The sequence below is a fragment of the Sphingomicrobium clamense genome, assembly GCF_019264355.1.
Lineage (GTDB): Bacteria > Pseudomonadota > Alphaproteobacteria > Sphingomonadales > Sphingomonadaceae > Sphingomicrobium > Sphingomicrobium clamense.
This window is the reverse complement of sequence record NZ_JAHVAH010000001.1, coordinates 428064-453008: the sequence shown is the minus strand read 5'-3', so window position 1 is coordinate 453008 and position 24945 is coordinate 428064. Positions and strand designations below refer to the sequence as shown.

General features: G+C 65.1%; 25 protein-coding genes. 19 read left to right on the top strand and 6 right to left on the bottom strand.

The window, feature by feature from the left end; all coding sequences use genetic code 11:
• Nucleotides 1-147: 147 nt before the first annotated feature.
• Both KTQ36_RS02235 and thrS read right to left on the bottom strand, forming a co-directional pair.
• Nucleotides 148-2343 carry a methyl-accepting chemotaxis protein gene (locus KTQ36_RS02235; RefSeq protein ID WP_218632140.1) on the bottom strand — a complete coding sequence of 732 codons (2196 nt, stop codon included), beginning with the start codon at nt 2341-2343 and terminating at the stop codon, nt 148-150.
• 118 nt (nt 2344-2461) lie between these two features.
• Entirely contained in the window at nt 2462-4489 is a 2028-nt protein-coding gene (gene thrS / locus KTQ36_RS02230) for a threonine--tRNA ligase (protein ID WP_218632139.1), read from the bottom strand.
• Nucleotides 4490-4629: 140 nt separating this feature from the next.
• On the opposite strand from thrS, the gene KTQ36_RS02225 reads away from it, so the two are divergent.
• From KTQ36_RS02225 to KTQ36_RS02185, 9 genes are read left to right on the top strand one after another with little or no spacing between them, the layout of a single operon-like run.
• Nucleotides 4630-4797 carry a hypothetical protein gene (locus tag KTQ36_RS02225; protein ID WP_218632138.1) on the top strand — a complete coding sequence of 56 codons (168 nt, stop codon included), beginning with the start codon at nt 4630-4632 and terminating at the stop codon, nt 4795-4797.
• 2 nt (nt 4798-4799) lie between these two features.
• Nucleotides 4800-5417, top strand: coding sequence for a hypothetical protein (locus KTQ36_RS02220; RefSeq protein ID WP_218632137.1), 618 nt, complete (start codon nt 4800-4802; stop codon nt 5415-5417).
• Nucleotides 5414-5608, top strand: coding sequence for a helix-turn-helix transcriptional regulator (locus KTQ36_RS02215; protein WP_218632136.1), 195 nt, complete (start codon nt 5414-5416; stop codon nt 5606-5608). Before KTQ36_RS02220 ends, KTQ36_RS02215 begins: the two co-directional genes overlap by 4 nt.
• 4 nt (nt 5609-5612) lie before the next feature.
• Nucleotides 5613-6509: an alpha/beta fold hydrolase gene (locus KTQ36_RS02210; RefSeq protein WP_218632135.1), complete on the top strand. Its 897-nt coding sequence runs from the start codon at nt 5613-5615 to the stop codon at nt 6507-6509.
• A gap of 33 nt (nt 6510-6542) precedes the next feature.
• On the top strand, nt 6543-7295 hold the full coding sequence (locus KTQ36_RS02205) for an alpha/beta fold hydrolase (RefSeq protein WP_218632134.1): 753 nt from the start codon (nt 6543-6545) through the stop codon (nt 7293-7295).
• Complete coding sequence (locus tag KTQ36_RS02200) at nt 7286-7978, top strand: tetratricopeptide repeat protein (RefSeq protein WP_218632133.1); 693 nt, start codon at nt 7286-7288, stop codon at nt 7976-7978. Before KTQ36_RS02205 ends, KTQ36_RS02200 begins: the two co-directional genes overlap by 10 nt.
• Nucleotides 7975-8394, top strand: a complete 420-nt coding sequence (locus KTQ36_RS02195; protein ID WP_218632132.1) for a VOC family protein — start codon at nt 7975-7977, stop codon at nt 8392-8394. Before KTQ36_RS02200 ends, KTQ36_RS02195 begins: the two co-directional genes overlap by 4 nt.
• A complete protein-coding gene (gloB, locus tag KTQ36_RS02190) occupies nt 8391-9140 on the top strand; it encodes a hydroxyacylglutathione hydrolase (protein WP_345777650.1) in 750 nt (249 codons plus the stop codon). Before KTQ36_RS02195 ends, gloB begins: the two co-directional genes overlap by 4 nt.
• A gap of 17 nt (nt 9141-9157) precedes the next feature.
• Complete coding sequence (locus tag KTQ36_RS02185) at nt 9158-9565, top strand: hypothetical protein (RefSeq protein WP_218632131.1); 408 nt, start codon at nt 9158-9160, stop codon at nt 9563-9565.
• Between the two features lies 1 nt (nt 9566).
• Here KTQ36_RS02185 and KTQ36_RS02180 read toward each other — a convergent pair whose 3' ends face one another.
• From KTQ36_RS02180 to KTQ36_RS02170, 3 genes are read right to left on the bottom strand one after another with little or no spacing between them, the layout of a single operon-like run.
• Nucleotides 9567-11327 (bottom strand): AMP-dependent synthetase/ligase, encoded by a 1761-nt coding sequence (locus tag KTQ36_RS02180; protein WP_218632130.1) that lies wholly within the window; start codon nt 11325-11327, stop codon nt 9567-9569.
• A 2-nt stretch (nt 11328-11329) separates the two neighbouring features.
• Nucleotides 11330-13048 carry a gamma-glutamyltransferase gene (ggt, locus tag KTQ36_RS02175; RefSeq protein WP_218632129.1) on the bottom strand — a complete coding sequence of 573 codons (1719 nt, stop codon included), beginning with the start codon at nt 13046-13048 and terminating at the stop codon, nt 11330-11332.
• Nucleotides 13049-13097: 49 nt separating this feature from the next.
• On the bottom strand, nt 13098-14144 hold the full coding sequence (locus tag KTQ36_RS02170; protein WP_218632128.1) for a quinone-dependent dihydroorotate dehydrogenase: 1047 nt from the start codon (nt 14142-14144) through the stop codon (nt 13098-13100).
• Between the two features lie 109 nt (nt 14145-14253).
• On the opposite strand from KTQ36_RS02170, the gene KTQ36_RS02165 reads away from it, so the two are divergent.
• From KTQ36_RS02165 to mddA, 10 genes are all read left to right on the top strand, one after another.
• A complete protein-coding gene (locus KTQ36_RS02165; RefSeq protein WP_218632127.1) occupies nt 14254-16110 on the top strand; it encodes a DUF885 domain-containing protein in 1857 nt (618 codons plus the stop codon).
• Between the two features lie 101 nt (nt 16111-16211).
• The gene (locus KTQ36_RS02160) at nt 16212-16613 is read left to right on the top strand and encodes an SUF system Fe-S cluster assembly regulator (protein WP_218632126.1); all 402 of its coding nucleotides are present in this window, start codon (nt 16212-16214) and stop codon (nt 16611-16613) included.
• A 32-nt stretch (nt 16614-16645) separates the two neighbouring features.
• Nucleotides 16646-18100, top strand: coding sequence for a Fe-S cluster assembly protein SufB (sufB, locus tag KTQ36_RS02155; RefSeq protein WP_255554650.1), 1455 nt, complete (start codon nt 16646-16648; stop codon nt 18098-18100).
• Nucleotides 18097-18276: a hypothetical protein gene (locus KTQ36_RS02150; protein ID WP_218632124.1), complete on the top strand. Its 180-nt coding sequence runs from the start codon at nt 18097-18099 to the stop codon at nt 18274-18276. The genes sufB and KTQ36_RS02150 overlap by 4 nt, the downstream gene beginning before the upstream one ends.
• Before the next feature lie 3 nt (nt 18277-18279).
• The gene (gene sufC, locus KTQ36_RS02145; RefSeq protein ID WP_218632123.1) at nt 18280-19023 is read left to right on the top strand and encodes a Fe-S cluster assembly ATPase SufC; all 744 of its coding nucleotides are present in this window, start codon (nt 18280-18282) and stop codon (nt 19021-19023) included.
• A complete protein-coding gene (locus KTQ36_RS02140) occupies nt 19020-19754 on the top strand; it encodes a SufD family Fe-S cluster assembly protein (protein WP_218632122.1) in 735 nt (244 codons plus the stop codon). Before sufC ends, KTQ36_RS02140 begins: the two co-directional genes overlap by 4 nt.
• Nucleotides 19751-20965 (top strand): aminotransferase class V-fold PLP-dependent enzyme, encoded by a 1215-nt coding sequence (locus tag KTQ36_RS02135; RefSeq protein WP_218632121.1) that lies wholly within the window; start codon nt 19751-19753, stop codon nt 20963-20965. Before KTQ36_RS02140 ends, KTQ36_RS02135 begins: the two co-directional genes overlap by 4 nt.
• Nucleotides 20962-21417 carry an SUF system Fe-S cluster assembly protein gene (locus tag KTQ36_RS02130; protein WP_218632120.1) on the top strand — a complete coding sequence of 152 codons (456 nt, stop codon included), beginning with the start codon at nt 20962-20964 and terminating at the stop codon, nt 21415-21417. The genes KTQ36_RS02135 and KTQ36_RS02130 overlap by 4 nt, the downstream gene beginning before the upstream one ends.
• Nucleotides 21417-21776, top strand: coding sequence for a HesB/IscA family protein (locus KTQ36_RS02125; RefSeq protein ID WP_218632119.1), 360 nt, complete (start codon nt 21417-21419; stop codon nt 21774-21776). The genes KTQ36_RS02130 and KTQ36_RS02125 overlap by 1 nt, the downstream gene beginning before the upstream one ends.
• Nucleotides 21777-21855: 79 nt before the next feature.
• On the top strand, nt 21856-22611 hold the full coding sequence (gene mddA, locus KTQ36_RS02120; RefSeq protein WP_218632118.1) for a methanethiol S-methyltransferase: 756 nt from the start codon (nt 21856-21858) through the stop codon (nt 22609-22611).
• Here the strand turns inward: mddA and KTQ36_RS02115 are convergent, their stop codons facing one another.
• Nucleotides 22612-24912 carry a S8 family peptidase gene (locus KTQ36_RS02115; RefSeq protein ID WP_218632117.1) on the bottom strand — a complete coding sequence of 767 codons (2301 nt, stop codon included), beginning with the start codon at nt 24910-24912 and terminating at the stop codon, nt 22612-22614. It lies immediately after the preceding gene.
• Nucleotides 24913-24945: the final 33 nt, after the last annotated feature.

Below are 24945 nucleotides of genomic sequence, written 5' to 3'. Positions count from 1 at the left end.
CGATTCTCCTAATATCGTTACCGGATTCGGTTGCTGGCCACGACGTAGGGATTGTCGCGGCAAATTGGAAGAGGAAGCGCGAAGGAAAGCCCCAGTGGCACGACCAGTCGTACCCCAGTGGCTCGTCCGGTGAATTGATGTGCGGTCCTACGCCGCCTTCACTTCGGCGATGAAGCGTTCGACGTCGTGGCGGACGGCTTCGGCGAGGCGGGAGAGTTCGCCCGAGGCGCCCTTCACCTGGCTGGCGGCGGCCATGGCAGCGCCCGCGCCCTTCTCGACGCTCTGCGCGCGTTCGGCGACGCGGGCGGCGACGCCGGCGGCGCTTTCGACTCCGCCCGACAGCTCTTCTGCCGCGGTCGACTGCTGCCGGATCGAGGCCGCGATCGCAGTCGCGGCCTGGCTGACGAGTTGGATCGCCTCGTTGACCTCCTCGAAGCCGGAGACGGACTGCTGGATGGCATTGACCATTTCGCCCACGCTGGAGCCGGCGCGCGCGGTCGCTTCGCCGGTTTGCTGGGACAGGGTCTGGACCTCGCCGGCGACGACCGCGAAGCCGCGGCCCGCCTCACCCGCGCGGGCGGCCTCGATCGTGGCGTTGAGCGCGAGAAGACCGGTCTTCTTGGCGACGTCGTCGATGATCTCGACCATCTGCCCGACCGCTTCGGTCGCGCCCGAGAGTCGTTTCACTTCGCCGGCGGTCGAGCTCGAGCGGTTGGCGGCAGCGCCGGTCGCCCCGCGCTGTTCCTCGATCCGCGCGGCGATGTCGCGAATGGCCTGGCGGATCTGCGCGGCGGCAGCGGCGGCGGCGTTGACGTTGGCCGACGCTTCGCCCGTTTCCTGCGTCACGGCGCTGAGATCGCCGGTCGTGGTGGACAAGCTGTCGACCATCAGGTCGGAAGTGGCGTTGAGTTCGTCGGCAGCCGCGGCGAGCGCGCTGACCGCCTCGTGCATCTGGCGGCTGAAGGCCTCGACCGTCTGCGACATCTTTTCGGCGCGCTCTTCGCGTTCTTCGAGCGCGGCCTTTTCCATTTCGAGGCGCTCGCGGCGTTCGACCTGGCGCGCTTCCTGCGCCTCGGCAGCTTCGCGTTCGGCAGCCTTGCGCGCCTCGGCCGCCGACTGGAATTCACCGAGCGTCTCGGCAAGCTGGCGGATCTCGAGCGCGCGGGCATTGTAAGGCAGCTGCGCATCATAGCGACCGTCGAGAATGCGACGCGTGGCCCCATCAAGCGTCGCCATCGGCCCGGCAATCTCGCGGATGGCGACCCAGACCAGCCCCGCCACGGCCGTGAAGCAGAGAAGGAGCAGCAGACTGTCGATGAAGAGCTGTTTGTTGGCTTCGCGGAGCTGTGCGGCGACCAGGTCGCCCGCAACCGCTTCGCCCGCCTCGGTAATGTCGAGCAGCGCATCGATCGCCTCGGTCGAGGCTTCGAACCAGGCGGTCGAGCCGATCGGATAGGCGACACCGGCATCGCTGGCGCCATAGACGGCCCCGCGCGTGCGATCGAAATCGACGAAGAATTCCTGCTGCGCATCGCGCATTGCCTCGACCAGGCGCGGGTCGGGCATCGAATGTTCGACGAGACCGCGGACATGGTCCCAAGCCTCGACCACGCGGCCGCGATTTTCGATCACGCGAGCGCGGGTCGCCGGGTCGATATATTCGTTGGCCGCGATCTTGCCGGCGATCAGCGCACGCTCGCGCCCGGCAAATTCGGACATCGACCAGGTCAGCTGCTTGAGGCGGAGCAAGGTCGCCGCCTCGGCGGTGGCGGCATCGGGCGTCAGCGCGAGGCGGAGTTCCTGCGCCGCCATGATGCGCGCGGTCGCGGCAATCAGATATTCCTGCGCAAGCCCTTCGCGGCGGTCGTCATAGTCGGCGGTGACCGCCTGGCGCGCTTCGGCGCGGAGGTCCTCATAGGCCGCGGCACTGTCGTGATAATTCTGGATCAGCGCACGGCCCGAGACGCTGTCGCGATCGACGCGGCGCAGCGCGGCTTCCATGTAGCGGTCACCGTCGGCTTCGCGCCCGAGCATCTGCTTGAGCGTCGCATCGTTGGCTTTGCGTGGATTGTTGAGGAGCATGTAAGTGAGGCCGCTGCTCGCCGCCCACGCCTCGCCCGCCTCGACGATCTCGGTCGAGAGGCGATCGGCATATTCGACCTGCTCGGCCTGTTTACGCTGGTCGAGTGCATCGAACAGGTTTCCGCCGGCAAGCCCGACGATGAACAGCCCCATGATGACGATGGTGATGACCACCGCGCGGGTGAGCGAGAATTCGCCCCGGCTGACGCGGCTGAGAGTGAGGTGGGCCTGTCCGTAAGCCTGTTTGATCTGACGCAGCATGTTTTCCCCGTAGGTTCCGGCACAACAGGGGCTTGCACATGCCTTCAGGCACGCACCTTCCCCCCGAATCTGCCACCGGCTTAGGGTACGGGGTGCAAAAAAATGGTTAACGCGGCGCTTACCCTTGGCGAAGGTCGGGCGGCGTCGCCTCCTCGCGCATCATGGCCAGCAGCTCGTCGAGCTTCATCACCTTCTGATGCTCGTCCGATCCGAGACGGCGGAGCGCCACGGTGCCTTCCTCGGCCTCGCGCTTGCCGACGACGAGCAGCAGCGGGACCTTGGCCAGCGAATGCTCGCGCACCTTGTAGTTGATCTTCTCGTTGCGAAGATCGGCCTCGGCGCGGAAGCCCGCGGCGTTCAGCTTGGCCAGCACGTCATTGGCATAGTCGTCGGCGTCCGAGACGATGGTCGCGACCACCGCCTGCGTCGGGGCAAGCCAGAGCGGCATCTTGCCAGCATAATGTTCGATCAGCATGCCGATGAAGCGCTCGTACGAACCGAAGATCGCGCGGTGGAGCATGACGGGGCGGTGCCGCTCGCCATCCTCACCGATATAGGACGCATCGAGACGCTCGGGCAGCACGCGGTCCGACTGGATGGTGCCGACCTGCCAGGTGCGGCCGATCGCATCGGTCAAATGCCATTCCAGCTTGGGCGCATAGAAGGCGCCTTCGCCCTCCAGCTCTTCCCAGCCATAATCGTCATTATCCATGCCCGCGGCCTTCACCGCGTCGCGCATTTCCTGCTCGGCCTTGTCCCACATTGCGTCGGTGCCGAACCGTTTCTCGGGCCGGGTCGCGAGCTTCACGTGATAGGTGTAGCCGAAATCCTTGTAGATGCTGTCGGCGAGGCGGCAGAATTTGTGGATTTCTTCCACGACCTGCTCTTCGGTGCAGAAGATGTGCGCGTCGTCCTGCGTGAACTGGCGCACGCGCATCAAGCCGTGGAGCGCGCCGTGCGGCTCGTTGCGGTGGCAGCAGCCATTCTCGTAGAGCCGGATCGGCAGCTCGCGATATGAGGTGATGCCCTGCTTGAAAACCAGCACGTGGGCCGGGCAGTTCATCGGCTTGATCGCCATCCAGTCGGCATCGTCGGCGACGCTCGGGGACGCGGCTTCTTCCTCGCTCTCCACATTGGGGACGATGTCGGGGACCGCGAACATGTTCTCGGCATATTTTCCCCAGTGACCCGACTGGGTCCACTGCTTCACGTCCATCAGCTGCGGCGTCTTGATCTCGTTATAGCCACCCTCGTCGATCGCGCGGCGCATATAGGCCTCGAGCTCGCGCCAGACCTTGTAGCCTTGCGGGTGCCAGAAGACCGAGCCGTGCGCTTCCTGCTGCAGGTGAAACAGGTTCATCTCCGCGCCCAGCTTCCGATGGTCGCGCTTGGCCGCTTCCTCGAGGCGGACGAGATGCTGCTTGAGCTGCTTGCGGTCGAGCCAGGCGGTCCCGTAGATGCGGCTGAGCATCGGGTTGGACTGGTCGCCGCGCCAGTAAGCGCCCGACACGCGGGTCAGCTTGAACGCCTTGGGATCGAGATAGCCGGTCGAGGGCAAGTGCGGGCCACGGCACAGGTCGATCCAGTCGGCCTCGCCCTCGCCCGTCTTGTACATGGTGATCGGTTCGTCGGCGGGCAGCTCCATAACCCACTCGGCCTTGAACGCCTCGCCATGGTCGATGAAGAACTGGCGCACCTTCTCGCGGTCCCAAACTTCGCGGACCAGCGGCTTGTCGGCAGCGATGATGCGGCGCATCTCCTCCTCGATGGCGGGCAGGTCCTCCTCGGTGAACATGCCGCGGCCGGGGGCGGGTGCGAAATCGTAATAGAAACCGTCGTCGGTCGCGGGGCCGAAAGTGATCTGCGTGCCCGGGAACATGTTCTGGACCGCTTCGGCCAGCACGTGCGCGAAATCGTGGCGTACCAGTTCGAGAGCGTCCGCCTCGTCGCGTTTGGTAATCAGCGCCAGCTTGGCATCGCCCTCGAACGGCCGCTTCAGGTCGCGCACCTCGCCATCGACGCGCGCCGCCATCGCTGCTTTCGCCAGCCCCGGCCCGATATCGGCGGCGACGTCATAGGGGGTCGCGCCCTCGGGCATTTCCTTCACGCTGCCGTCGGGCAGTTCGATCTTCACCATCTCGGTCATGGCATCCCACCTAGTGCAGTGCAGCAACCCGTTCAACCAAAAGGACAATTCAAGCACGCTTTCCACTTTGTAAAGGGCGCTTGACATTGAGCTCATCGTGTGTCAAATACGCTTTACATATTGAAAAGGGAGTTTGACTGATGAACTGCACGATTAAGGGCCTGAGCTGGGCCGCGATCACCATCGTCGCCGCCTACGTCGCCAAGCAGAGCGGCATGAACGACACGGGCGCGATGCTGCTGATCGGGGCGATGCTCGCCGCCTTCTTCGCCACGAGCAAGCGCAGCGCCCGCTGCGGGAGCTGCTGATCATGACCAACGAGACCGTATCGAAATCGCCGCGCAAGCCCGTCCTGCCCTGGTTCGGTGCCTTCTTCGTCGCGATCATCGCGGCCGGGGTCGCGCTCAACCTGTCCGACATCAAGGATCCGCTGGTTGCCAACCTGATCATGGCCTCGCCGATGGTCTTCATCGTCAAGGCCGGGCTCAACGCCATGGCCAATGCGGGGACACAGGGCGCGGTCGGTAGCCCGACGCGCAATTACCTGAAACGCATGTTGATCGTCAGCCTGACCTATGTCGGGTCGTTGATCGCCGCGGTCATGCTGATCGACGAGGGCGATCCCATCACCCCGCTGTCGATGATCATCGCGATCGTCCCGGGTCTCGCCGTGGTCGGCTATTTCTGGGCCATCGGGCGCTTCATCCTCGAGGTGAAGGACGAATTCATCCGGATGCTCAACATCCGCCAGTCGCTGATCGCGACCGCCATCTCGCTCTCGGCCGCCTCGGTCTGGGGCTTTCTCGAGAATTTCGAGCAGGTGCCGCATATCGATGCTTACTGGTGGCCGATCCTCTGGTTCTTCGGACTGGGCGTCGGCGGGATCGCCAACAAGATCACCTACGGCACCGCTGGAGACTCGATGTGAAGAACCGGCTCAAGGTCCTGCGCGCCGAGCGCGACTGGAGCCAGTCGGACCTTGCCGAGCGCCTCGAAGTGTCGCGCCAGAGCGTGAACGCCATCGAGACCGGCAAGTACGACCCCTCGCTCCCCCTCGCCTTTACGATCGCCGAACTGTTCGGCCTCACCATCGAAGAAATTTTCGACCCGAAAGGATAATGTCATGAAATCGCTGAACTTTTTTGCCGCCGCGCTGGCGGCTACCGCCCTCCCCTTGCCTGCCGCCGCCGCGACCGACCCGGTCGCCGCCGAACAGACCGCTCGCTTCTCGGTCGAGGTCGTGGGCGAAGGGCCCGACGTCATCCTAGTCCCAGGCCTCACCAGCCCGCGTAGCGTGTGGGACGACACGGTCGCGCTGCTCAAGGACGACTATCGCCTGCACCTCGTCGAGGTCGCCGGGTTCGGCGACACACCCGCCGGCCCCAACGGAGAGGGCGACATCCTGCCGCATCTGGTCGCCGAGCTCGCCGACTATGCCGCCACGCTCGACGCTCCGACGCTGGTCGGCCATTCGATGGGCGGCTTTTCGGGCCTGACTCTCGCGCTCGACCATCCCGAAGCGATCGGCAAGCTCGTCATCGTGGACTCGCTGCCCTTCTTCTCGGTCATCATGAACCCCAATGCGACCGCCGAAACGGCCGAGCCGCAAGCCGCGATGATGCGCCAGATGATGGTCGCGAATGCCGAGACCGAGTTGCCCGCACCCGATTGCGAGGCGCCTTCGATGCAGGCGCGCGGGATGAGCAAGGACCCCGCCGGCCAGTGCAAGGTGGACCTCTACGCTGCCAGCGCGGATCGCCGCGTGACCGGCCAGCTGATGTACGAGATCATGACCACCGACCTGCGCGACCGGGTCGCCGAGCTTAGCGTGCCGACGGCCATGTTCTACCCGTTCGATCCGCCCATGCTCCCCGCCGAGCGCGCCGCCGAGGTCTACGGCACCGCCTATGGCGAGGCGGACGCCGTGACGCTGATCCCGGTCGAAGGCAGCCGTCATTTCATCATGTTCGACCAGCCGGCTTTCTTCCACGAAAAGCTCGCCGAATTCCTCGCAAACTAGCCAGCCCTAAAGGCGCACGATAGGAGGGGTGTCATGACCGACGCCCCTCCTGTTTCGCATATCGAAGTTTCCGGCCGCCGCCTCGCGGTGCGGCATCGTAGCGGCCATGCGCCGACGCTACTCTTCCTGCCCGGCTATGCCTCCGACATGGATGGAGGCAAGGCGACCGCGATCGACGATTATGCCGCGCGTAACGGCATTGCCTGCCTGCGCTTCGACTATTCGGGAACGGGGCTCTCCGATGGCGACTTCGCCGACGGGACGCTGGCGACCTGGCGCGAGGATATGCTGCACATGATCGACCATGTGGCAGCCCCAGGCCCGATCATCGTTATCGGCAGCTCGATGGGCGGCTGGCTCGCGCTCCACGCCGCCGCTGACCGCCCGGGTCGCATCGCGGGCCTGCTCGGCATCGCCGCGGCGCCCGACTTCACCGACTGGGGCTTTTCCGAGGAGCAAAAGGCGACGATCCGCGAGAGCGGCAAGCTGGAGGAGCCCAACCCCTACGGCCCCGAACCCTATGTGACGCATCGCGGCTTCTGGGAGGCGGGCGAACAGCTCAAGTTGCTGGGCGCGACGATCCCCTTCACCGGCCCCGCACGCTTCGTCCATGGCGACGAGGATGCCGACGTTCCGTGGAGCATCGCCGCGCGCGCCATGGCCCAGCTCAAGAGCGGCAACGTTCAGCTCAAACTCATCAAGCATGGCGGACACCGCCTGTCGGAACCGCACGAGATTGCGGCGATCCTTCAGAGTCTCGACGAACTGGTGGAAGAATGTCCCTGAGCCTTGTCCTCGCCCTCCTCGCCTTCCAGGACGTGCAGGGTCCCAAGATCGATACGCCCCGCGCGCTGCTCGCCTGCGGTACCGATGCCAGCCTCGAGAGCACGCTGTGCCGTGCGACGGTGGCGTCGGAACAGAAGCGCTATGTCGAGGCCGCAACCGCGTTCGAGGAAGCCGCGCCGCTGGCTGGCGATGCGCGCGAACAGCGGGCGCGGATCGAGCTTGCCGCGGCAAACATGTGGCTCGCCGCCGAGCGCCCTGCCGAGGCGGACCTCGCGATTGCCCGCGCGCTGGAATACGATCTCTATCTTGCGCCGCTCCAGCGCGGCCTAGCCCGGATTGACCGCGCCCGCGCCGCGCTGGCGCAGAACAATGCCGAGCTCGCGCTGCAGCATCTTGCCGACGCCGAAACCTATGCGGCGGCCGACCCCTTCCTGTGGTGGATGAAAGGAACGATCCTCCTGGATACAGGCGATCTCGCCGGCGCCCGCGCCGCACTCGACACTGGTCTCGCACTCGCGCACGACGCGCCCGAGCTACTGCTGCTGGCCGGCCACGTCGCCATCGCGGAAGGCGACGAGGCAGAGGCGCGCACCAAATTCGCCGAGGCCGCGACCCACACGGGCAACCCCAGCGCCGCGGCCGCCGCCGAAGCGCTGGCGAGCATGGAGACGGAGGCCCAATGACCTATCTACACACCATGCTCCGCGTGACCGACCCAGAGGCGACGGTCGACTTCTTCAAGCTGCTCGGGCTGGAAGAACGCCGGCGCAAGGAGAGCGAGGCCGGACGCTTCACGCTGATCTTTCTCGGCGTGCCAGGGCAGGACGCCGAGGTCGAGCTAACGCATAATTGGGACGGCGAACCCGACGATTTCGGCGGCGGACGCAATTTCGGCCACCTCGCCTATCATGTCGACGATATCTACGAGACATGCGCGACGCTCCAGGCGAACGGCGTGACGATCAACCGACCGCCGCGCGACGGGCGCATGGCCTTCGTCAAGACTCCCGACGGCATATCGATCGAACTGCTCAATAAGGACGGCGCGCTCGAGCCCGCCGAGCCCTGGGCCTCGATGCCCAACGAAGGCAGCTGGTGAGCGCCGCTTACGAAATCGACACGCACGGGCGGTTCGACATCGCCTGCGTCCCCGCGTTCAGCGACAATTATCACTGGCTGGCCAAGGTCGGCGACGAGGTCGCGGTCGTCGATCCGGGCGACGGTGAAGCCTGCCTGACCGCCGCGCGCGAACTTGGCTGGACCATCACCCGCATCCTTAACACCCACTGGCACCCCGACCATGTCGGCGGTAATTTACGCGTCAAGGAAGCGACCGGCGCCGAGGTCATCGGGCCTACCGGCGAGGCCGACAAGATTCCCGGCATCGACCACCAGGTCGACGAGGGCGACCAAGTCTCGCTGGGTGGCGCAACGGCCGATGTTTGGCACATTCCGGGCCACACGCTCGGTCACATCGCCTACATCTTCGGAGACGACGGTCTGGCCTTTGTCGGAGACACGATTTTCGCCATGGGCTGCGGAAAATTGTTCGAGGGCACGCCCGAGCAAATGCACGGCGCCCTCCAACGGCTCGCGGGCCTGCCTGCCGAAACACAGCTTTATTGCGCCCACGAATATACGCTGTCGAACGGCAAGTTCGCCGCGCATGCCTTCCCTGACGACCGCCCGATCGCAGACCGGCTCGCCGCGACACAGGCCGCACGCGATGAGCACAGGCGCACCGTGCCCACGACGGTGGGCGAAGAATGTGCTACAAATCCATTCTTGCGCGCGAACGATGCAGGGGAGTTCGCCGAACTACGCGTCGCAAAGGACCGTTTTTGAGAATGAAGGAGTCCCCCATGTATCGCCAAATCGCCAGCATCGCCCTCGTCGCCGCGCTTGCCGGGTGCAGCGCCGCGCAGCCCTATGAAATGACCGAACGCAACAGCGCCAAGCTCCAGGCCGCGCTGGCCGACAAGGTCGCGGGCGAGCCTGAAAAATGCCTCCGGCTCGACCAGACCCGCAACTCGCAGGTGATTGACGAGAAGCATATCCTGTTCAAGCAGGGCAGCACCACGTACCTCAACCAGCCCAGAATGCGTTGCCCGATGATCGACAATGTCGGCTACGCGCTGCTGATCGACCCGCCCGTCGGCTCGTCGATCTGCTCGGGCGATATCGTCAAGGTGTTCGACACCGGCACGGGCCAGACCGTTTCCGGCTGTTCGCTCGGCGAATTCATCCCTTATCGTACGGCGATGAAATAGCTCAGCGCTTGTAAAGCGCCGCGAGCCGCTCGCCATAGACCTCGTTGATCTTGTGGCGCCGGATTTTCATCGATGGCGTCAGCATCTCGTTCTCGGTCGTGAAGGGCTCGTCGGCGATGATGAAGCGCCGGACCTTCTCGATCACCGACAGGTCCTTGTTGAGCGCGTCGATCGCCTTTCCGATCCCCTTGCGGACCGCGTCCATGTCCCCACCATGCTCGGCGACAAATTCGGGGTCGGGCACGACCAGCGCGACGAGATGCGGGCGACGGTCGCCATAGACCATCGCCTGCGCGATTTCCGGCCCTAGCGTTAAAATCCCCTCCACCCGCTGGGGCGAGACATTGTCGCCCTTGTCGAGGACGATCAGGTCCTTTTTTCGGTCGGTGATGACGATGCGGTTCTTCTCGTCGAGATGACCCACGTCGCCGGTCAGCAGCCAGTCGCCGTGGAGCACGCGCGCGGTGTCGTCGGGATTGCGCCAATAGCCTTTCATCACCAGCTCGCCGCGCACGCAAATCTCGCCATCCTCGGCGATCTTCACCTCGGTATTGCGCATCGGCGGGCCGACGGTTTCCATGCGGATGCCGGCCTTGGGGCGGTTGCAACTGATGACGGGGCCGCTTTCGGTCTGGCCATAGCCCTGGAGCATGGGCAGCCCCATGGCCTGGAAGAAGAGGCCGACGTCGGGGGTCAGGGGCGCCCCGCCCGAGACCATCGCCTTTATCCGGCCGCCGAATTTCTGTTTCACTTTCTTGCGCAGCGTCAGCGAGAGCAGGCCGTCCATCGGCAAGTCCAGCGGGTTGAACTTACCGTGGTATCGCTTGCTCTCGATCGAAACCGCGCGGTCGAGCAGGTAGCTGGCAAGCCCACCTTCCTTCTCGATCGTCTTGAGCATCTTGGCGCGCAACATTTCGAACAGGCGCGGCACGACGACCATGATCGTCGGCCTCACTTCCTCGATGTTGGACGCAAGCTTCTCGAGGCTCTGCGCGTAGTAGATCTGCGCGCCCAACGCGACGGGGAAGTGCTGGCCGCCCGTATGCTCGTAGGCATGGCTGGCGGGCAGGAAGGACAGGAACACCTCGTCGTCCCAACCAAAATCGTTGGCGATGATGTCGACGCAGCCCTCGACATTGTGGAGGATCATGCCGTGATGCTGCATCACCCCGCGCGGCGCACCGCCGGTACCCGAGGTGTAGATGATGCACGCCGTGTCCTCGCGCGCGAAGCTTTTCGCTTCTTCCTCGAACTTGATGACGTCGGCGTCGCAGCTGGTCATTTCCGACCAGTGGTGGAACTGCGCGACGTCGGGCGACTGGCCGGTGATGATGTCGTCGATCGAGATGATGTGATGACACTCGCTGGCATAAAGCACGGCGGGGATGAGCGGCTTGGCCAGCGCCTGCGTCGAGACGATGACGGCCCGCGCGTCGCTATTGCCCAGGATGTGCTGGTGATCGCGCGTCGTGTTGGTGGTGTAGGCGGGCACGGTGATGCATCCCGCGGCCATGATGCCAAGGTCGGCGATCAGCCATTCGGGCCGGTTCTCCGACACCAGCATGACCCGGTCGCCCTTCTTGAGCCCCAGGTCGCGCAGATATTGGGCGACGCAGGCCACCTGGTAGGCGGCGGCGGACCAGCTGATCGACTGCCACTCATTATTCTTCTTCGCCCACAGGAACGGCTTGTCGCCCTTCTGACGCGCGCGCGTGAAGAACATCGTCACCAGGTTGGGGAAATGTTCGAGTTGGATGCTCATCTCTAGGGAAGCTCCACGTCTTTCTGGGTGCGGGGGTCGAATGCGGGGACCCAGCGCCCGTTGATCTTGTGAACCGCATTGGCCTTGAAACGGGGTCCGACGCTGCGGACATTCTCGTGCCCCATCGCTGCGAGCGATGCAATCAGCGCGGCATCGCCAGGCCCTTCCTCGACCATGACGACGTTTCCGGGGGCGAAGACGTTTCGAATGGCGAGCGCGTCGCCTGCCGACATCCCCCAATCGATGACCGCGATGATGTTCTTCGCGGTCTGGACGATAATGGTCGAGCCACCGGCCGCACCAACGGCCAAGACCGGCTCGCCGTCAGCCGCGAACACGATCGACGGGGTCATCGACGATCGCGGTCGTTTTCCGGCCGCAACCGCATTGGCCACCGGCTTCCCGTCGCTGGTCGGCGAGAAGCTGAAATCGGTCAGCTCGTTATTGAGGTAGTAGCCGTTGACGATCAGCCCCGAACCGAAAGCCCCCTCGATCGTGGAGGTCAGCGAGACAACATTTCCCTGTCCGTCGGCGACGGCGAAATGGCTGGTGCCGCTCTCGGGCGGCTCGTCGCCATCGGCCATGGCCATGGCGCCCGGCGGCGTTCCGGGACGGACTTCGGCCATCACCGTGTCGGGCGAGATTAGGGCCGAGCGAGCGGCGAGATAGTCGTCATCGAGCAGCCCTGCGACGGGCACCCAGACGAAGTCGGCATCGCCCAGATAGGCTTCGCGATCGGCATAAGCGAGACGGCTCGCCTCGGTGAACAGGTGCCAGAAGGCGGGATCGTCGGGCGACAGTGCCGATAGGTCGAACCGCTCGAGCAGCCCGAGAATCTGGAGCATGGTCGTCGCCCCCGACGAGGGCGGGCCCATCGAGCAGACGCGGTGCGCGCGATAGTCCATGCAGACGGGCGCGCGCGTCTTGGCCTCATAGGCTTCGATGTCCGCGACCGTCATGGGCGCAGGTGCCTGCGCGGCCTGCTGGACGCTGGCGGCGATCCGCGCGGCATTGCTGCCAGTGTAAAAAGCGTCCGGGCCTTCCGCTGCAACGCGTTCGAGGAACTCGGCGAGCGCGGGATTGGTGAGCATCGTGCCGACCGGATGCGGCGTGCCGTCGGCGCGATAATAGAGCGCGCGTCCGGCTTCGCTGAAGGCGGCGATCGACCCCATCGGGCCCATGATCGCGTCGCTCTTTCGTGCCAGCATGTCATGGAGCCGCCGGGTCATCGGGAAGCCATGGCGCGCCAGCCGGATCGCGGGCTTGAACAGCTCTGCCCACTCAAGCTTGCCGTGCCGGTCATGCGCCAGCTTAATCATGGCGATGTTGCCGGGCACGCCGACGCTGCGTCCACCCGGCACGACACTGCGAAAGTCGAGCGGCTCGCCATCCTCACCTAGGAACCATCGTTCGTCCGCCGCAGACGGGGCGGTCTCGCGTCCGTCATAGGTGATGACGTTGCCTTGAGCATCGCTGCGCACGAGAAATCCGCCGCCGCCAATCCCGCTCGACTGCGGCTCGACCACGGTCAACGCGACCAGCGTCGCCAGCGCCGCGTCGGTCGCGCTGCCGCCCATCGCCAGCATTTCTTCACCCGCCGCGGTCGCACGCGGCTCGGCCGAGCTGACCGCACCGTCGATGATCGGAGCTTGGTCGGGAAGCAGCTGCGTCGAGCAGGACGCGAGCAAGAGAGCGGCAATCGGCACGAATATCGTCTTCATCGTCTTGCTCGCTACTCGTTCCTGACGGTCTCGGCAATCGCTTGGGGCGTCACGCGGGCGCGTTGATCCCGACCGCCTCGGAAATGTTGGACATCCCCTCCGCCTCCAGCCGCAGCTGCAGGTCGCCGGCAATCGTCATGGCGAGCCCCGGCCCGTGATAGACCAGCGCCGAATAGAGCTGCACCAGGCTCGCCCCGTGGGTGATCCGGCTCCACGCATCGGCGGCATTTTCAATCCCGCCTGCGGCGATCAGCGGGATCTTGCCCCCCGTCGCGGCGCGAAACGCCTTGAGCGCGGCATAGGCCTTGGGCTTCAGCGGCGCGCCCGACAGGCCGCCTTTCTCGATCGCTGCGCGGCTGCGGAGCGATTGCGGGCGATCGACCGTCGTGTTCGCGACGATCAGCCCCTCCAGCCCGGCATCGATCGCAGCCTTGGCGATCCGGTCTGGATCGTCCTCCTGAAGGTCGGGCGCGACCTTGAGGAAAATGGGCAGCGCCATGTCCCCGCGCGCGCCCACCACCGCCTGCAGCAGGTCCCGGAGCGCCGCCTCGTCCTGCAACTGTCGCAGGCCCGGCGTGTTGGGCGAGCTGATGTTGATCGTCAGGTAGCCCGCGAACTGCGCCATCTTCTGCACCCCCGACACATAGTCGGCGATGCGATCCTCGCTATCCTTGTTCGCGCCGATATTGATCCCGACGACCCCCAGCCGCCGGTTGCGCCCCTGCAGCCGCGGGATCGCCGCGTCCTGCCCGTCATTGTTGAATCCCATGCTGTTGATGACCGCGCGATCCTCGCGAAGCCGGAACAGGCGTGGCTTGGGATTGCCGTCCTGGGGGCGCGGGGTCAGCGTCCCGACCTCGACGAAGCCGAACCCGTAGCCCAGCATCGCGCGCCAGACCTCGGCATTCTTGTCGAAGCCGGCGGCCAGCCCGATCGGCGACGGAAAGCAGAGGCCGGCAATGTCCTGCTTCAATGAGGGGTGATGATACGGAACCTTGCGATGCGGCAGCACCTGCATCGCCTTGATCGCGGCGCGATGCGCGGTCTCGGCGTCCATCGCGAAAATGGCGGGCTTGGCGAGCGTGTAGAGCGACATGGCGCCCCACCTAACGCCAAGCGCTTCGTCCGTCAGCCGAAAAAGGGGTGACGGGGCCGTAACGGCTTGGCAGGGTCGCGCTCGAATGCCCGCTTCAGGAGAAACATCGATGATCCGCCTCGCCCTTCTCGCGACGACCAGCCTCACACTTGCCGCCTGCACGACGACCGGCGACGATTCAGAAGTGGTGACCAGCGCCGCCGCCGAAACCGCGCTTGAATCGCTCGAAGAGGCGGCGGAAGACGCCGTGGAAGCAGAGATGGCCGAAGCCCAATCCGCCGCCATGGCCGAATTCTTCGAAACCTACGACAATGCGCAGCTCGCGCTCTCGCCGCAGGGCAAGGCCTATCGCGGGATCATCGACGACGATTATGGCAGCCTCGGCGACTATTCGCAGGCCAACACCGATGCCAGCCGCGCGATCCAACGTGAGGCTGCGGCGCAGATGCAGCAGCGCTTCGACTTCGATACGCTCAACGAGCAGGATGCGATCAGCTACCGCCTGTTCCTCGTCAATCTCGAGGAAATGGAAAAGATGGTGCCGTTCGACGATCACGGCTTCATCTTCAACCAGATGTTCGGGCTGCAGTCGGGCCTGCCAGCCTTCCTGATCAACATCCACCGCGTGTCCGAACCCGCCCATGCCGAGGCCTATATCTCGCGTATTGCCGACATCGGCCGCGTCCTGCCCGAGCGGACCGCCGAAAGCGCGCGGCGCGCGGAGATGGGCATTATGCCCCCCGACTGGGTCTATCCGCGCGTCATCAACGACATCGACAACATCCTCGATGCAGGGATGGACAATGCCGTGCTCGAGGATTTTCGCGCCAAAGTCGGACGGCTCGACATCGATGACGCTGCCAAGGCCGACCTGATCGCCCGCGCGGACGCCGCCTGGTTAGATGAAGCCGCGCCTGCCTATGCGGCGCTCAAGGTAGAAATGGAGCGTCAGCAGGCAATGGCCCCGACCGAGGACGGCGCGTGGCGTCTTCCCAACGGCGCGGCCTATTACCAGGCGATGCTGTCGCAATACACGAATAGCGACATGACCCCTGACGAAGTGCACCAGATCGGGCTCGACAATGTCGCGCGCATCCATGCCGCGATGCGCGACATCATGGCGCAGGTCGGGTTTGAGGGCACGCTTGCGGAATTCTTCGAATATACCCGCACCGACCCGCAATTCTTCGCCAAGAGCCGCGAGGAATATCTCGCCAAGGTCGACGCGGTCTATGACAAGATCAATCCGGTCCTGCCGCAATGGTTCGGCATCCTGCCCAAGGATCCGCTGGTCGTGAAACCGGTCGAAGCATTCCGCGAAAAGAGCGCGGGCAAGGCCTTCTACCAGTCGCCCGCCCCCGACGGCTCTCGCCCGGGCACCTATTACGTCAACCTTTACGACCTCAACTCGATGAGCCTCAACGAGCTCGAAGCGCTTGCCTATCACGAGGGCAATCCGGGCCATCACCTGCAGCGCTCGATCCAGACCGGGCTCGACGGGCTTCCGCCCTTCCGCCGCTTCGGCGGCTGGACCGCCTATACCGAAGGCTGGGGCCTCTATTCCGAGGAACTGGGCAAGGACATGGGTTTCTACACCGATCCCTATTCCGATTTCGGCCGGCTGGGCATGGAGCTGTGGCGCGCCGCGCGCCTTGTCGTCGACACCGGCCTTCATCACAAGCGCTGGAGCCGCGAGGAAGCGATCGATTACCTGCTGACCAACACCCCCAATCCCGAAGGTGACGCGGTCAAGGCGATCGAGCGCTATGCGGTGATCCCGGGACAGGCGACCGCCTACATGATCGGCAAGCTCAAGATCATGGAGCTGCGCGAAAAGGCGAAGGAAGAGATGGGCGACCAATTCTCCTATGCCGACTTCCACGATCTCATCCTCGCCGCGGGCCCGCGCCCGCTGCAGATGCTCGAGGAAGACGTCGACGCCTGGATCGCCTCGTCGAAACAATAATTGCGAACGACTCGCAACAGTCCGGAATCGCTTGAAAAAGGGCGCGTGCATCCCTAGCTCGCCAATCGGAACGATTTAGTCCGATTAAACGCTAGGGATCCATGCGCCTGACCCATCTTGCCGACTATGCGGTCGTGATGATGACCGCCGCCGCCCGCCGCACGCCCGGCGAGCGCTGGTCGGCTGCGCAACTGGCGGAGGAAACCGGCGTGCCTGCCCCGACCGCGCAGAAGATCACGCAGCTGCTGGCCAAGGCCGACCTGCTCGACAGCCAGCGTGGCGCATCGGGCGGCTACAGCCTCGCGCGCGCTGTCCCCGAAATCAGCCTCGCCGACATCATCGAGGCGGTCGAAGGCCCGATCCACATGACCCAGTGCAGCGAGACCGGCATCTCGGACTGCATGCTCGACCAACATTGCAAGGTGAAGCCCCACATGAACATCGTCGGCGCCAAGGTTCGCGGCGCGCTGGATGCAGTCTCGTTGCAGGAGCTGGCGCAATGACCGACCAGCGCGAACTGACCACCCGCGAGGAAATGAATCCCGAGGCCCGCGAGGCGCTCGACAAGGATTATGAGTGGGGCTTCTCCACCGATATCGAGCAGGACTTCGCGCCCAAGGGGCTCAACGAGGACACGGTCCGCTTCATCTCGGCCAAGAAAAAAGAGCCCGAGTGGATGCTGGAATGGCGTCTCGAGGGCTTTCGCAAATGGCTCGAGATGGAAGAGGTCGACTGGGCCAAGCTCGACATCCCGCCGATCGATTTCCAGGACGCGCATTATTATGCCGAGCCCAAGAAGAAGCCGACGCTGAAAAGCCTCGACGAGCTCGACCCCGAAATCCGTCGCACCTACGAAAAGCTCGGCATCCCGATCGAGGAGCAGAAGGTGCTCGCGGGCGTCGAGGGCGCGCGCAAGGTCGCAGTCGACGCGGTGTTCGACAGCGTCTCGGTCGCCACCACTTTCCGCGAGGAGCTGGAGAAAGCGGGCGTGATCTTCATGTCCATCTCCGAAGCGATCCGCGAACATCCCGAGCTGGTGAAGAAATATTTGGGCAGCGTCGTACCGCAGCGCGACAATTTCTACGCCTGCCTCAACAGCGCGGTCTTTTCGGACGGCACCTTCGTCTACGTCCCCGAGGGCGTGCGTTGCCCGATGGAGCTGTCGACCTATTTCCGCATCAATGCCGAAAATACCGGCCAGTTCGAGCGCACGCTGATCGTCGCCGACAAGGGCAGCTACGTGTCTTACCTCGAAGGCTGCACCGCGCCGATGCGCGACGAGAACCAACTCCACGCCGCGGTGGTCGAGATCTACGCCCACGAGGACGCCGAGGTGAAATACTCGACCGTCCAGAACTGGTATCCGGGCGACAAGAACGGCAAGGGCGGCATCTACAATTTCGTGACCAAGCGCGCGCTATGCGCCGGCGACCGCTCGAAGGTCAGCTGGACGCAGGTCGAAACCGGCAGCGCGATCACCTGGAAATATCCGTCCTGCATCCTCAAGGGCGCAGACAGCGTCGGCGAATTCTATTCGGTCGCGCTCACCAACAATTACCAGCAGGCCGATACCGGCACCAAGATGGTGCATATCGGTGCAGGCTCGCGCTCGACGATCATCTCGAAGGGTATTTCGGCGGGCAAGTCGGACAATACCTATCGCGGGCTGGTGCGGGTGCTGCCCAAGGCGGAGAATGTCCGCAACTTCACCCAGTGCGACAGCCTGCTGTTGGGAAGCGACTGCGGCGCGCACACCGTGCCCTACATCGAGGTCAAGAACCCGACCGCGACCATCGAGCACGAAGCAACCACATCCAAGATTTCAGACGACCAGCTCTTCTACGCCCAGTCGCGCGGGCTGGACGAGGAGCAGGCCGTCGCCCTCATCGTCAACGGTTTTGCCAAGGAAGTCCTCAAGGAGCTCCCGATGGAGTTCGCGGTCGAGGCGCAGAAACTACTCGCATTGTCACTGGAAGGGAGTGTCGGATGATCCGCTACGTACCGAAAGACATCGCCAAGGACGTCGCCGCCTTCGTCGAGAAGAGCTGCAAGGAAACGGGCGTCCACACCGACGAGGATACCGGCCGCGTGGCGATCGCCACGACCAGCCAGAAGGACATCGACAAGATCAGCAAGAAATTCGCGAAACAAGGATTTGTGCTCTAAGCCATGCTCAAGATTACCGACCTCACCGCCACCGTTGGCGACAAGCCCATTCTGAAAGGGCTGAGCCTCGAAGTGCCTGCCGGCGAAGTCCATGCCATCATGGGCCCCAATGGCGCGGGCAAGTCGACGCTCGCCTACGTGTTGGGCGGGCGCCCGGGCTATGAAGTGACCGGCGGCAGCGTCGAATTCGACGGCGCCGACCTGTTCGAGATGGAGCCGCATGAACGCGCCGCCGCCGGCCTGTTCCTCGGCTTCCAGTACCCGGTCGAAATTCCGGGCGTGTCGATGCTCCAATTCCTGCGCGAGGGCCTCAACGCCATGCGCCGCGAGCGGGGTGAAGAGGAGCTTTCGGGCGCCGACTTCATCAAGCGCGCGCGCGGCCAGGCCGATGCGCTCGGCCTCAAGGCCGACATGCTCAAGCGCCCCGTCAACGTCGGCTTTTCGGGCGGCGAGAAGAAACGCGCCGAGATGGTGCAGATGGGGATCATGGATCCCAAGTTCGCCGTGCTCGACGAGACCGACAGCGGGCTCGACATCGACGCGCTCAAGGCGGTCGGCGAAGGCATCAACTCGATCATGCGCCAGCCCGATAAGGGCGTGCTGCTGATCACCCACTACCAGCGCCTCTTGAATCATGTCCGCCCGGACAAGGTGCACGTACTTTCCGATGGCCGCATCGTGAAGACAGGCGGTCCGGAACTGGCCGAGGCGCTCGAAGCCGAAGGTTATGCGGAGGTGCTCGCGTGACGGCCCTGCCCTCACATAAGGACGAAGCATTTCGTTATTCGGACCACAAGGCGCTTGCCGAAGTGTGGGACGAACTCGCGCCCGCGCGCGAGATTCACGTCACCAGGGATGCGCCCTTCGCCGAGGTCTGGATGCCTTCGGGCGAGGCGATCGACGTGCGACGCGCGGTCATGACCGTCGAGGCCGGCGCGAAGGCAGAATTGTGGGCGCTCAACAGCGCCCCGCGCTACGGCCGTCTCGAGCTCGAAATCACGCTCGGCGAGGGCGCGAACTTCCGCTTCCACGCCGCCAATCTCGGTGCTGGCGATGCCACGCTCGAGATCGTTACCGTGCTCCGCCACCCCGCCCCCGACGCGACCAGCTTCCAGGAAATCCGCTCGGTGCTCGGCGGCAAGGCGACCGGCTCCTATCTCGGTCGCATCGAAGTCGCCCGCGAAGGCCAGCGCACCGACGCCGAACAGTCGGTCAAGGCCATGCTCCTCGACCGCGGCGCGACGGCCAACGCCAAGCCCGAGCTCGAAATATTTGCCGACGACGTGGCCTGCGCCCACGGCGCGACGGTCGGCGAACTCGATCGTGACCAGCTCTTCTACGCCGCCGCCCGCGGTCTCCCGCCCGAGGAAGCCAAGGCGCTGCTGCTCGAAGGCTTCGTCGGCGGCCTGTGGGACGACGCGCCCAGCGACGAGATCGCCGAACTGGCGCGCCAGCAGCTGAGGTCGCTGACCCGATGAACGCCCCCGCCAACATCGCCCCGCTCGACGTGAAGGCCCAGTTCCCCGGCATCCCCGAGGGCTGGCACTATCTCGACAGCGCCGCGACCGCGCAGAAGCCGCAGGCGGTGATCGACGCGATCACCAACGCCTACGCGCACGACTATGCGACGGTGCATCGCGGCGTCTACGAGCGCTCGGCGGCGATGACGCGCAGTTACGAGGCCGCCCGCGCCGCCGTGGCCGGGCTTGTCGGCGGCGATCCGGAAGGCCTGGTCTTCACCCGCGGCGCAACCGAGGCGATCAATCTCGTCGCTGCCAGCTGGGGCGAGGCCAATCTCAACGAAGGCGACCGCATCCTGCTCAGCCGCCTCGAACATCATTCCAATATCGTGCCGTGGCAGATGCTGGCCGAGCGCACGGGCGCCGTCATCGACGTCTGCCCGATCACCGCTGACGGGCGCATCGATCTGAGCGCACTCGAAGAGATGCTGAGCGAGCACCACAAGCTCGTCGCGCTCTCCCACGTCTCCAACGTCTTCGGCTCCACCCTCGACGTGCGTGCCGCCGCCGACATGGCGCACAAGGTCGGCGCGAAAATCCTCATCGACGGCTGCCAGGCAGTGCCGCGGCTCGACGTCGATGTCGCCGCGCTCGGCGTCGATTTCTACGCCTTCTCGGCGCACAAATGTTACGGCCCGACCGGCGTCGGCGCGCTCTGGGCGCAGCCTGGCCTGCTGGATCACATGCCCCCCTATCAGGGCGGCGGCGCGATGATCGACCGCGTCAGCCTCGAGGACGGCACGACCTACGCGCCCGCCCCCGCCCGCTTCGAAGCCGGCACGCCGCACATCGTCGGCGCGGTCGGCTTCCATGCCGCCGCCGACTGGCTTTCGAGCCTCGGCCGCGAGGCGATCCACAATCACGAACTCGGCCTCGTCGCTTTTGCGCGCGAGGAGCTGTCCAAGATTGACGGCCTCACCCTCTACGGTCCCGACGACAGCGCGGGGATCGTCAGCTTCAACATGGACGGCGTCCACGGCCACGACGTCGCGACCATCCTTGACGACGCCGGCGTCGCGGTCCGCGCGGGCCACCATTGCGCCCAGCCGCTGATGGATTATCTCGGCGTGTCCGCGACGGTCCGCGCCAGCTTCGCGGCCCACTCCGACCCCTCGGACGTCTCTGCGCTGGTCGAGGGCATTTACAAGGTGAAACGGATTTTCGGATGAACGACGAGCGAAAGATCGAAACCGAAACGGTCGACCAGGTCGATGCCCCGCCGCGCGCCCGCGTGACCGAGGAGTTCGAGCGCAAGAAAGACTATCTCGCCGGCTTCCTCGCCGCGGAGAAGCCCGCTGCCCCCGCGCAAGGGCCCGGCGGCGATCTCCAGCAGGCGGTGATCGAGGCGCTGCAGTCCATCTACGACCCCGAGATTCCGGTCGACATCTACAATCTCGGCCTGATTTACGACGTCGCGGTGGATAGCGAGGGCGATTGCATCGTCACCATGACGCTGACCACCCCGCACTGCCCGGTCGCGGAAAGCATGCCGGGCGAAGTCGAGCTGCGCGTGCTCTCCGTCCCCGGCATTCGCGATGCCGAGGTCAAGCTCGTTTGGGATCCGCCCTGGGACCCCTCCAAAATGTCCGACGAAGCGCGCCTAGAATTGGGGATGCTGTAATGAACGTGGAAACCACCCGTCCGCAGCGCCCTGCCGCGATCTCGCTGACCGAGGCCGCCGAGGCGCGCATCGCCGAGCTGATGTCCAATGCGCCCGACGACGCGATCGGGGTCAAACTCTCGACCCCGCGCCGCGGCTGCTCCGGCCTCGCCTATTCGGTCGACTATGTCAGCGAGGAATCCGCCTTCGACGAAAAGATCGAGACCCCCGGCGGCGTGTTCTACGTCGACGGCGCAAGCGTGCTCTACCTCGTCGGCAGCGTCATGGACTGGAAGGAAGACGATTTTGCCGCCGGCTTCGTCTTCGACAATCCCAACGCCAAGGGCGCCTGCGGCTGCGGCGAGAGTTTTACCGTGTGATTTACCTCGGCTAGGCACCGCCCTACCCGACGCGCCGCCATTATGATAAACCGCCCCTTCCAAAGAGGGGGACAGCATCATGGGCAAGATTCTTGCGCTGGTGTATGCGTTGTCTGCGTATCTCGTCTTTTTCCTGACATTCCTGTGGTTCGTCGTGTTCGTCGGCGACATTCGCCAGGTCTTCGGCTTCGTCGTCCCGACCACGGTCGACGCCGCGCGGTTCAGCGCCTCGACGGGCACGGCGATCGTCGTCAACGTCGGCCTGGTTGCCCTGTTCGGGCTGCACCACAGCGTCGCCGCCAGGATCGGCTTCAAGGACAAGCTGACCGCCAGCGTGCCCAGGAGCGTCGAGCGTGCGACCTATGTACTCGTCGCCAGCCTGCTGCTCGCCGCACTGATGTGGTTCTGGCATCCGATCGACGTCTCGATCTGGTCGGTCGGCGGGATCGGCGCCACCATTCTCTGGGTGCTGTTCTTCACCGGCTGGTTCATCCTGTTCACCTCGACCTGGCTTTTGAACCATTTCGAACTGTTCGGGCTCCAGCAGGCAGCCTATCACGGCAGTCCCGACGGCCCGCCCGCGATGGAGATGAAGACCCCCGGCTATTACCGGCTGGTCCGCCATCCCATCTATCTCGGCTTCTTCATCGCGCTTTGGGCGACGCCCGAAATGAGCGTCGGGCACCTCGTGCTCGCGCTGTCGATGACCGCCTATATCTTCATCGGCATCCGGTACGAGGAACGCGACCTCGTCGCCCATTTCGGCGACGATTATGCCGACTATCAGAAGAAGGTCGGACCACTCATTCCGGGGCTCGGCAAGAGCCGCGCCTGACTAGAGTCCCAGCGTGAAGCGGATCGCCGCGCCGACATCGCCGTCGGCCGTGGCGATGTGCTGCGGCTGGTGGCGATAGTAAGCGTTGAGGTCGAGCCGCCCGCCGAGCAGGCCGCGCCCGTAGGCGACTTCGCCGACCAGCTCGCGCCCCGACGGCACCAGGCTCAGCTGCTGCCAGCCCATGGTCGCGCTTTCCGTGCGCCAGTCCCATGCCTGCGGCAGATAGAGGTCGAGCCCGCCGCTTTCCACGCGCAGCGGCTGCGACAGGCGGAAGGCCAGCCGATCGTCGGCGGTCAGCAAACGGTCTCGCCGCACGTCGATCGAATAGGCACCGGTCCTGAAGGCACCGCCGCCAAACTCGGTCCAGCCACGGCGGGCCGACAAGCCGAGCGCGAAGCCGCCGCCCAGCGGCTGGTTGACCGACAGGTCGATAAACCGCGTCTGCGAACCTTTGCCGTCATCGCCGAGCGCCGGACTCAAGCGGCCGCCGAGCAGCGTTTCGCGTTCGTCGAGCAGCGACAGGCCGAGCCGGACGCGGCCCTCACCGAACAGCTTGCGGTCGAGCGTCACCGCGTCGAGGCGGTAGCGCGCGTCGCGCCCGTTCTCGGCCAGCGAAGTCCAACGCGAACCCGCCTCGCTCGCGACCGTCACGCCCACGGGACCGAAGTCGCGGCGGACGCCAAAACTATGATCGCGCGAGGCGGTAAAGCCGGTACCGTTCTGCCCGTCCTTGGCGACCAGGAACGCGGTGCCGTGATCGCCGGTCAGGCGGTCGGTCAGCGTCGACGCACTTTCCGAAAAACCGAACGCGACCCGCGTTTCGGGGTCGATCCGCGCAATCACGCTGCCCGTGATCAGGCGCGCCTGTTCGCGATCGACATTGCCCATCTGTTCGAACAGCGGGCCGAAATTGACCCGGCTGCCGCCCTCTGGCGCGATCGAGACCGAGAATGCGACCTTGCCCAGATCGAGGTTGTTATGACGCAGCGTCGAGCCGGTCAGCGACTGGTGCAGCGGCTGCCGCCCTGCCGCGCGCGACAGGGTGCTGTTGACGTCGAACGCATAGGCGCGGTCGTAGCGGTCGGTGATGATCGTCGACATGGCGTGACGTGCGGCGTCGCCCGCCGCAGCCGGAAGCTCGCCATTATCGGCGAGCGAGATTGCGGTCTTCGTGCCCGCGACGCTGGTCGTCCCGGCGGGCGCGATGGCCGCACCGATGTCAAGTTCGCCATGGCCATAGACGGAGTCGATCCCGAGGTCGCCGCGATCGGCGGCGCTGGTGAACAGGATGTCGACGATTTCCGCGCCGGTCAGGTTGGGGAAGGCCTGCGCAAGCAGCGCCACGGCACCCGAAATGGCGGGCGCAGAGAAGCTGGTTCCCGACCACAGGAATTGGGTTCCGGTATTGTCGGGTGCCTGCACGCGATAGCCGCGCGCGGTGAGGTAGAAATTGCGCCCCGTCCCTGCGCGGTTGGAGAAGTCGGAAATCATGATCGGGTCGGACGCGGTGCCGACCGAACCGGCGATGATGACGACCCCGCCAGTGACCTGCTGCGCGATGTCGAGCGCGAACTGGTTCGGGTTGACGCCTTCGGGCGTGTCGCCCTCATTGCCTGCGGACACGACCAGGACGATGCCAGCGTCGGCTGCCGCCTGGAGCGACGCGATCAGCTGGCTGCTGGCGCCACCGCCGCCCAGCGACATGTTGATGACGCTAGCGCCTGCCAACACCGCGCGGTCGACACCGGCGGCGATGTGCCGGTCGAAAAATTCGCAATCGGCCTCGCCTTCGCCGGTGCAGCTGTCGACCTCGTCGGCGCGCAGCGACACGATCGACGCCTCGAACGCCACGCCGAGCATGTCGTTTCCGTCGGCATTGGCCGCCGCCACGGCGGAGACTGCGGTCCCGTGCCCGTCATCGTCGCTGATGCCGCGGCTCGCGACCACGTCGGCGCTGGTCGGCGAGATGCGCCCGGTAAAGGCGGACAGGCTCGGATTGATGCCGGTGTCGATCACCGCCAGCTTGATCCCGGCGCCGGTATATCCCTCATTATAGGCCGCAAGCGCGTTCGCCTGCAGCGCGGCGATCGACGATTCATACTCGGCCGCGTTGACGACCGGGGTCGGCGTCGGCGCGGGTGCGGGCGCAGGGGCCGGGGCAGGAGTCGGTGTCGGCGTGGGCAGCGGCCGGGGCGAACTTCCGCCACCACCACCGCCACCACCACAAGCGGCCAGCGCGAGGGCTGCCCCCACTGCCGTCATCGTTTTCGCGGTCGGGCGCGCCAAACCATTCCGAATCATCGTGAAAATTCCTTCCTCAAGCGCCCTCAACGC

What these genes read in the sequence shown, in the direction of transcription:
- KTQ36_RS02235 (WP_218632140.1), bottom strand. Translation starts at nt 2,343, where the DNA reads ATGCTGCGTCAGATCAAACAGGCTTACGGACAGGCCCACCTCACTCTC.
- thrS (WP_218632139.1), bottom strand. Translation starts at nt 4,489, where the DNA reads ATGACCGAGATGGTGAAGATCGAACTGCCCGACGGCAGCGTGAAGGAA.
- KTQ36_RS02225 (WP_218632138.1), top strand. Translation starts at nt 4,630, where the DNA reads ATGAACTGCACGATTAAGGGCCTGAGCTGGGCCGCGATCACCATCGTC.
- KTQ36_RS02220 (WP_218632137.1), top strand. Translation starts at nt 4,800, where the DNA reads ATGACCAACGAGACCGTATCGAAATCGCCGCGCAAGCCCGTCCTGCCC.
- KTQ36_RS02210 (WP_218632135.1), top strand. Translation starts at nt 5,613, where the DNA reads ATGAAATCGCTGAACTTTTTTGCCGCCGCGCTGGCGGCTACCGCCCTC.
- KTQ36_RS02205 (WP_218632134.1), top strand. Translation starts at nt 6,543, where the DNA reads ATGACCGACGCCCCTCCTGTTTCGCATATCGAAGTTTCCGGCCGCCGC.
- KTQ36_RS02200 (WP_218632133.1), top strand. Translation starts at nt 7,286, where the DNA reads ATGTCCCTGAGCCTTGTCCTCGCCCTCCTCGCCTTCCAGGACGTGCAG.
- KTQ36_RS02195 (WP_218632132.1), top strand. Translation starts at nt 7,975, where the DNA reads ATGACCTATCTACACACCATGCTCCGCGTGACCGACCCAGAGGCGACG.
- KTQ36_RS02185 (WP_218632131.1), top strand. Translation starts at nt 9,158, where the DNA reads ATGTATCGCCAAATCGCCAGCATCGCCCTCGTCGCCGCGCTTGCCGGG.
- KTQ36_RS02180 (WP_218632130.1), bottom strand. Translation starts at nt 11,327, where the DNA reads ATGAGCATCCAACTCGAACATTTCCCCAACCTGGTGACGATGTTCTTC.
- ggt (WP_218632129.1), bottom strand. Translation starts at nt 13,048, where the DNA reads ATGAAGACGATATTCGTGCCGATTGCCGCTCTCTTGCTCGCGTCCTGC.
- KTQ36_RS02170 (WP_218632128.1), bottom strand. Translation starts at nt 14,144, where the DNA reads ATGTCGCTCTACACGCTCGCCAAGCCCGCCATTTTCGCGATGGACGCC.
- KTQ36_RS02165 (WP_218632127.1), top strand. Translation starts at nt 14,254, where the DNA reads ATGATCCGCCTCGCCCTTCTCGCGACGACCAGCCTCACACTTGCCGCC.
- KTQ36_RS02160 (WP_218632126.1), top strand. Translation starts at nt 16,212, where the DNA reads ATGCGCCTGACCCATCTTGCCGACTATGCGGTCGTGATGATGACCGCC.
- sufB (WP_255554650.1), top strand. Translation starts at nt 16,646, where the DNA reads ATGAATCCCGAGGCCCGCGAGGCGCTCGACAAGGATTATGAGTGGGGC.
- KTQ36_RS02150 (WP_218632124.1), top strand. Translation starts at nt 18,097, where the DNA reads ATGATCCGCTACGTACCGAAAGACATCGCCAAGGACGTCGCCGCCTTC.
- sufC (WP_218632123.1), top strand. Translation starts at nt 18,280, where the DNA reads ATGCTCAAGATTACCGACCTCACCGCCACCGTTGGCGACAAGCCCATT.
- KTQ36_RS02135 (WP_218632121.1), top strand. Translation starts at nt 19,751, where the DNA reads ATGAACGCCCCCGCCAACATCGCCCCGCTCGACGTGAAGGCCCAGTTC.
- KTQ36_RS02130 (WP_218632120.1), top strand. Translation starts at nt 20,962, where the DNA reads ATGAACGACGAGCGAAAGATCGAAACCGAAACGGTCGACCAGGTCGAT.
- KTQ36_RS02125 (WP_218632119.1), top strand. Translation starts at nt 21,417, where the DNA reads ATGAACGTGGAAACCACCCGTCCGCAGCGCCCTGCCGCGATCTCGCTG.
- mddA (WP_218632118.1), top strand. Translation starts at nt 21,856, where the DNA reads ATGGGCAAGATTCTTGCGCTGGTGTATGCGTTGTCTGCGTATCTCGTC.
- KTQ36_RS02115 (WP_218632117.1), bottom strand. Translation starts at nt 24,912, where the DNA reads ATGATTCGGAATGGTTTGGCGCGCCCGACCGCGAAAACGATGACGGCA.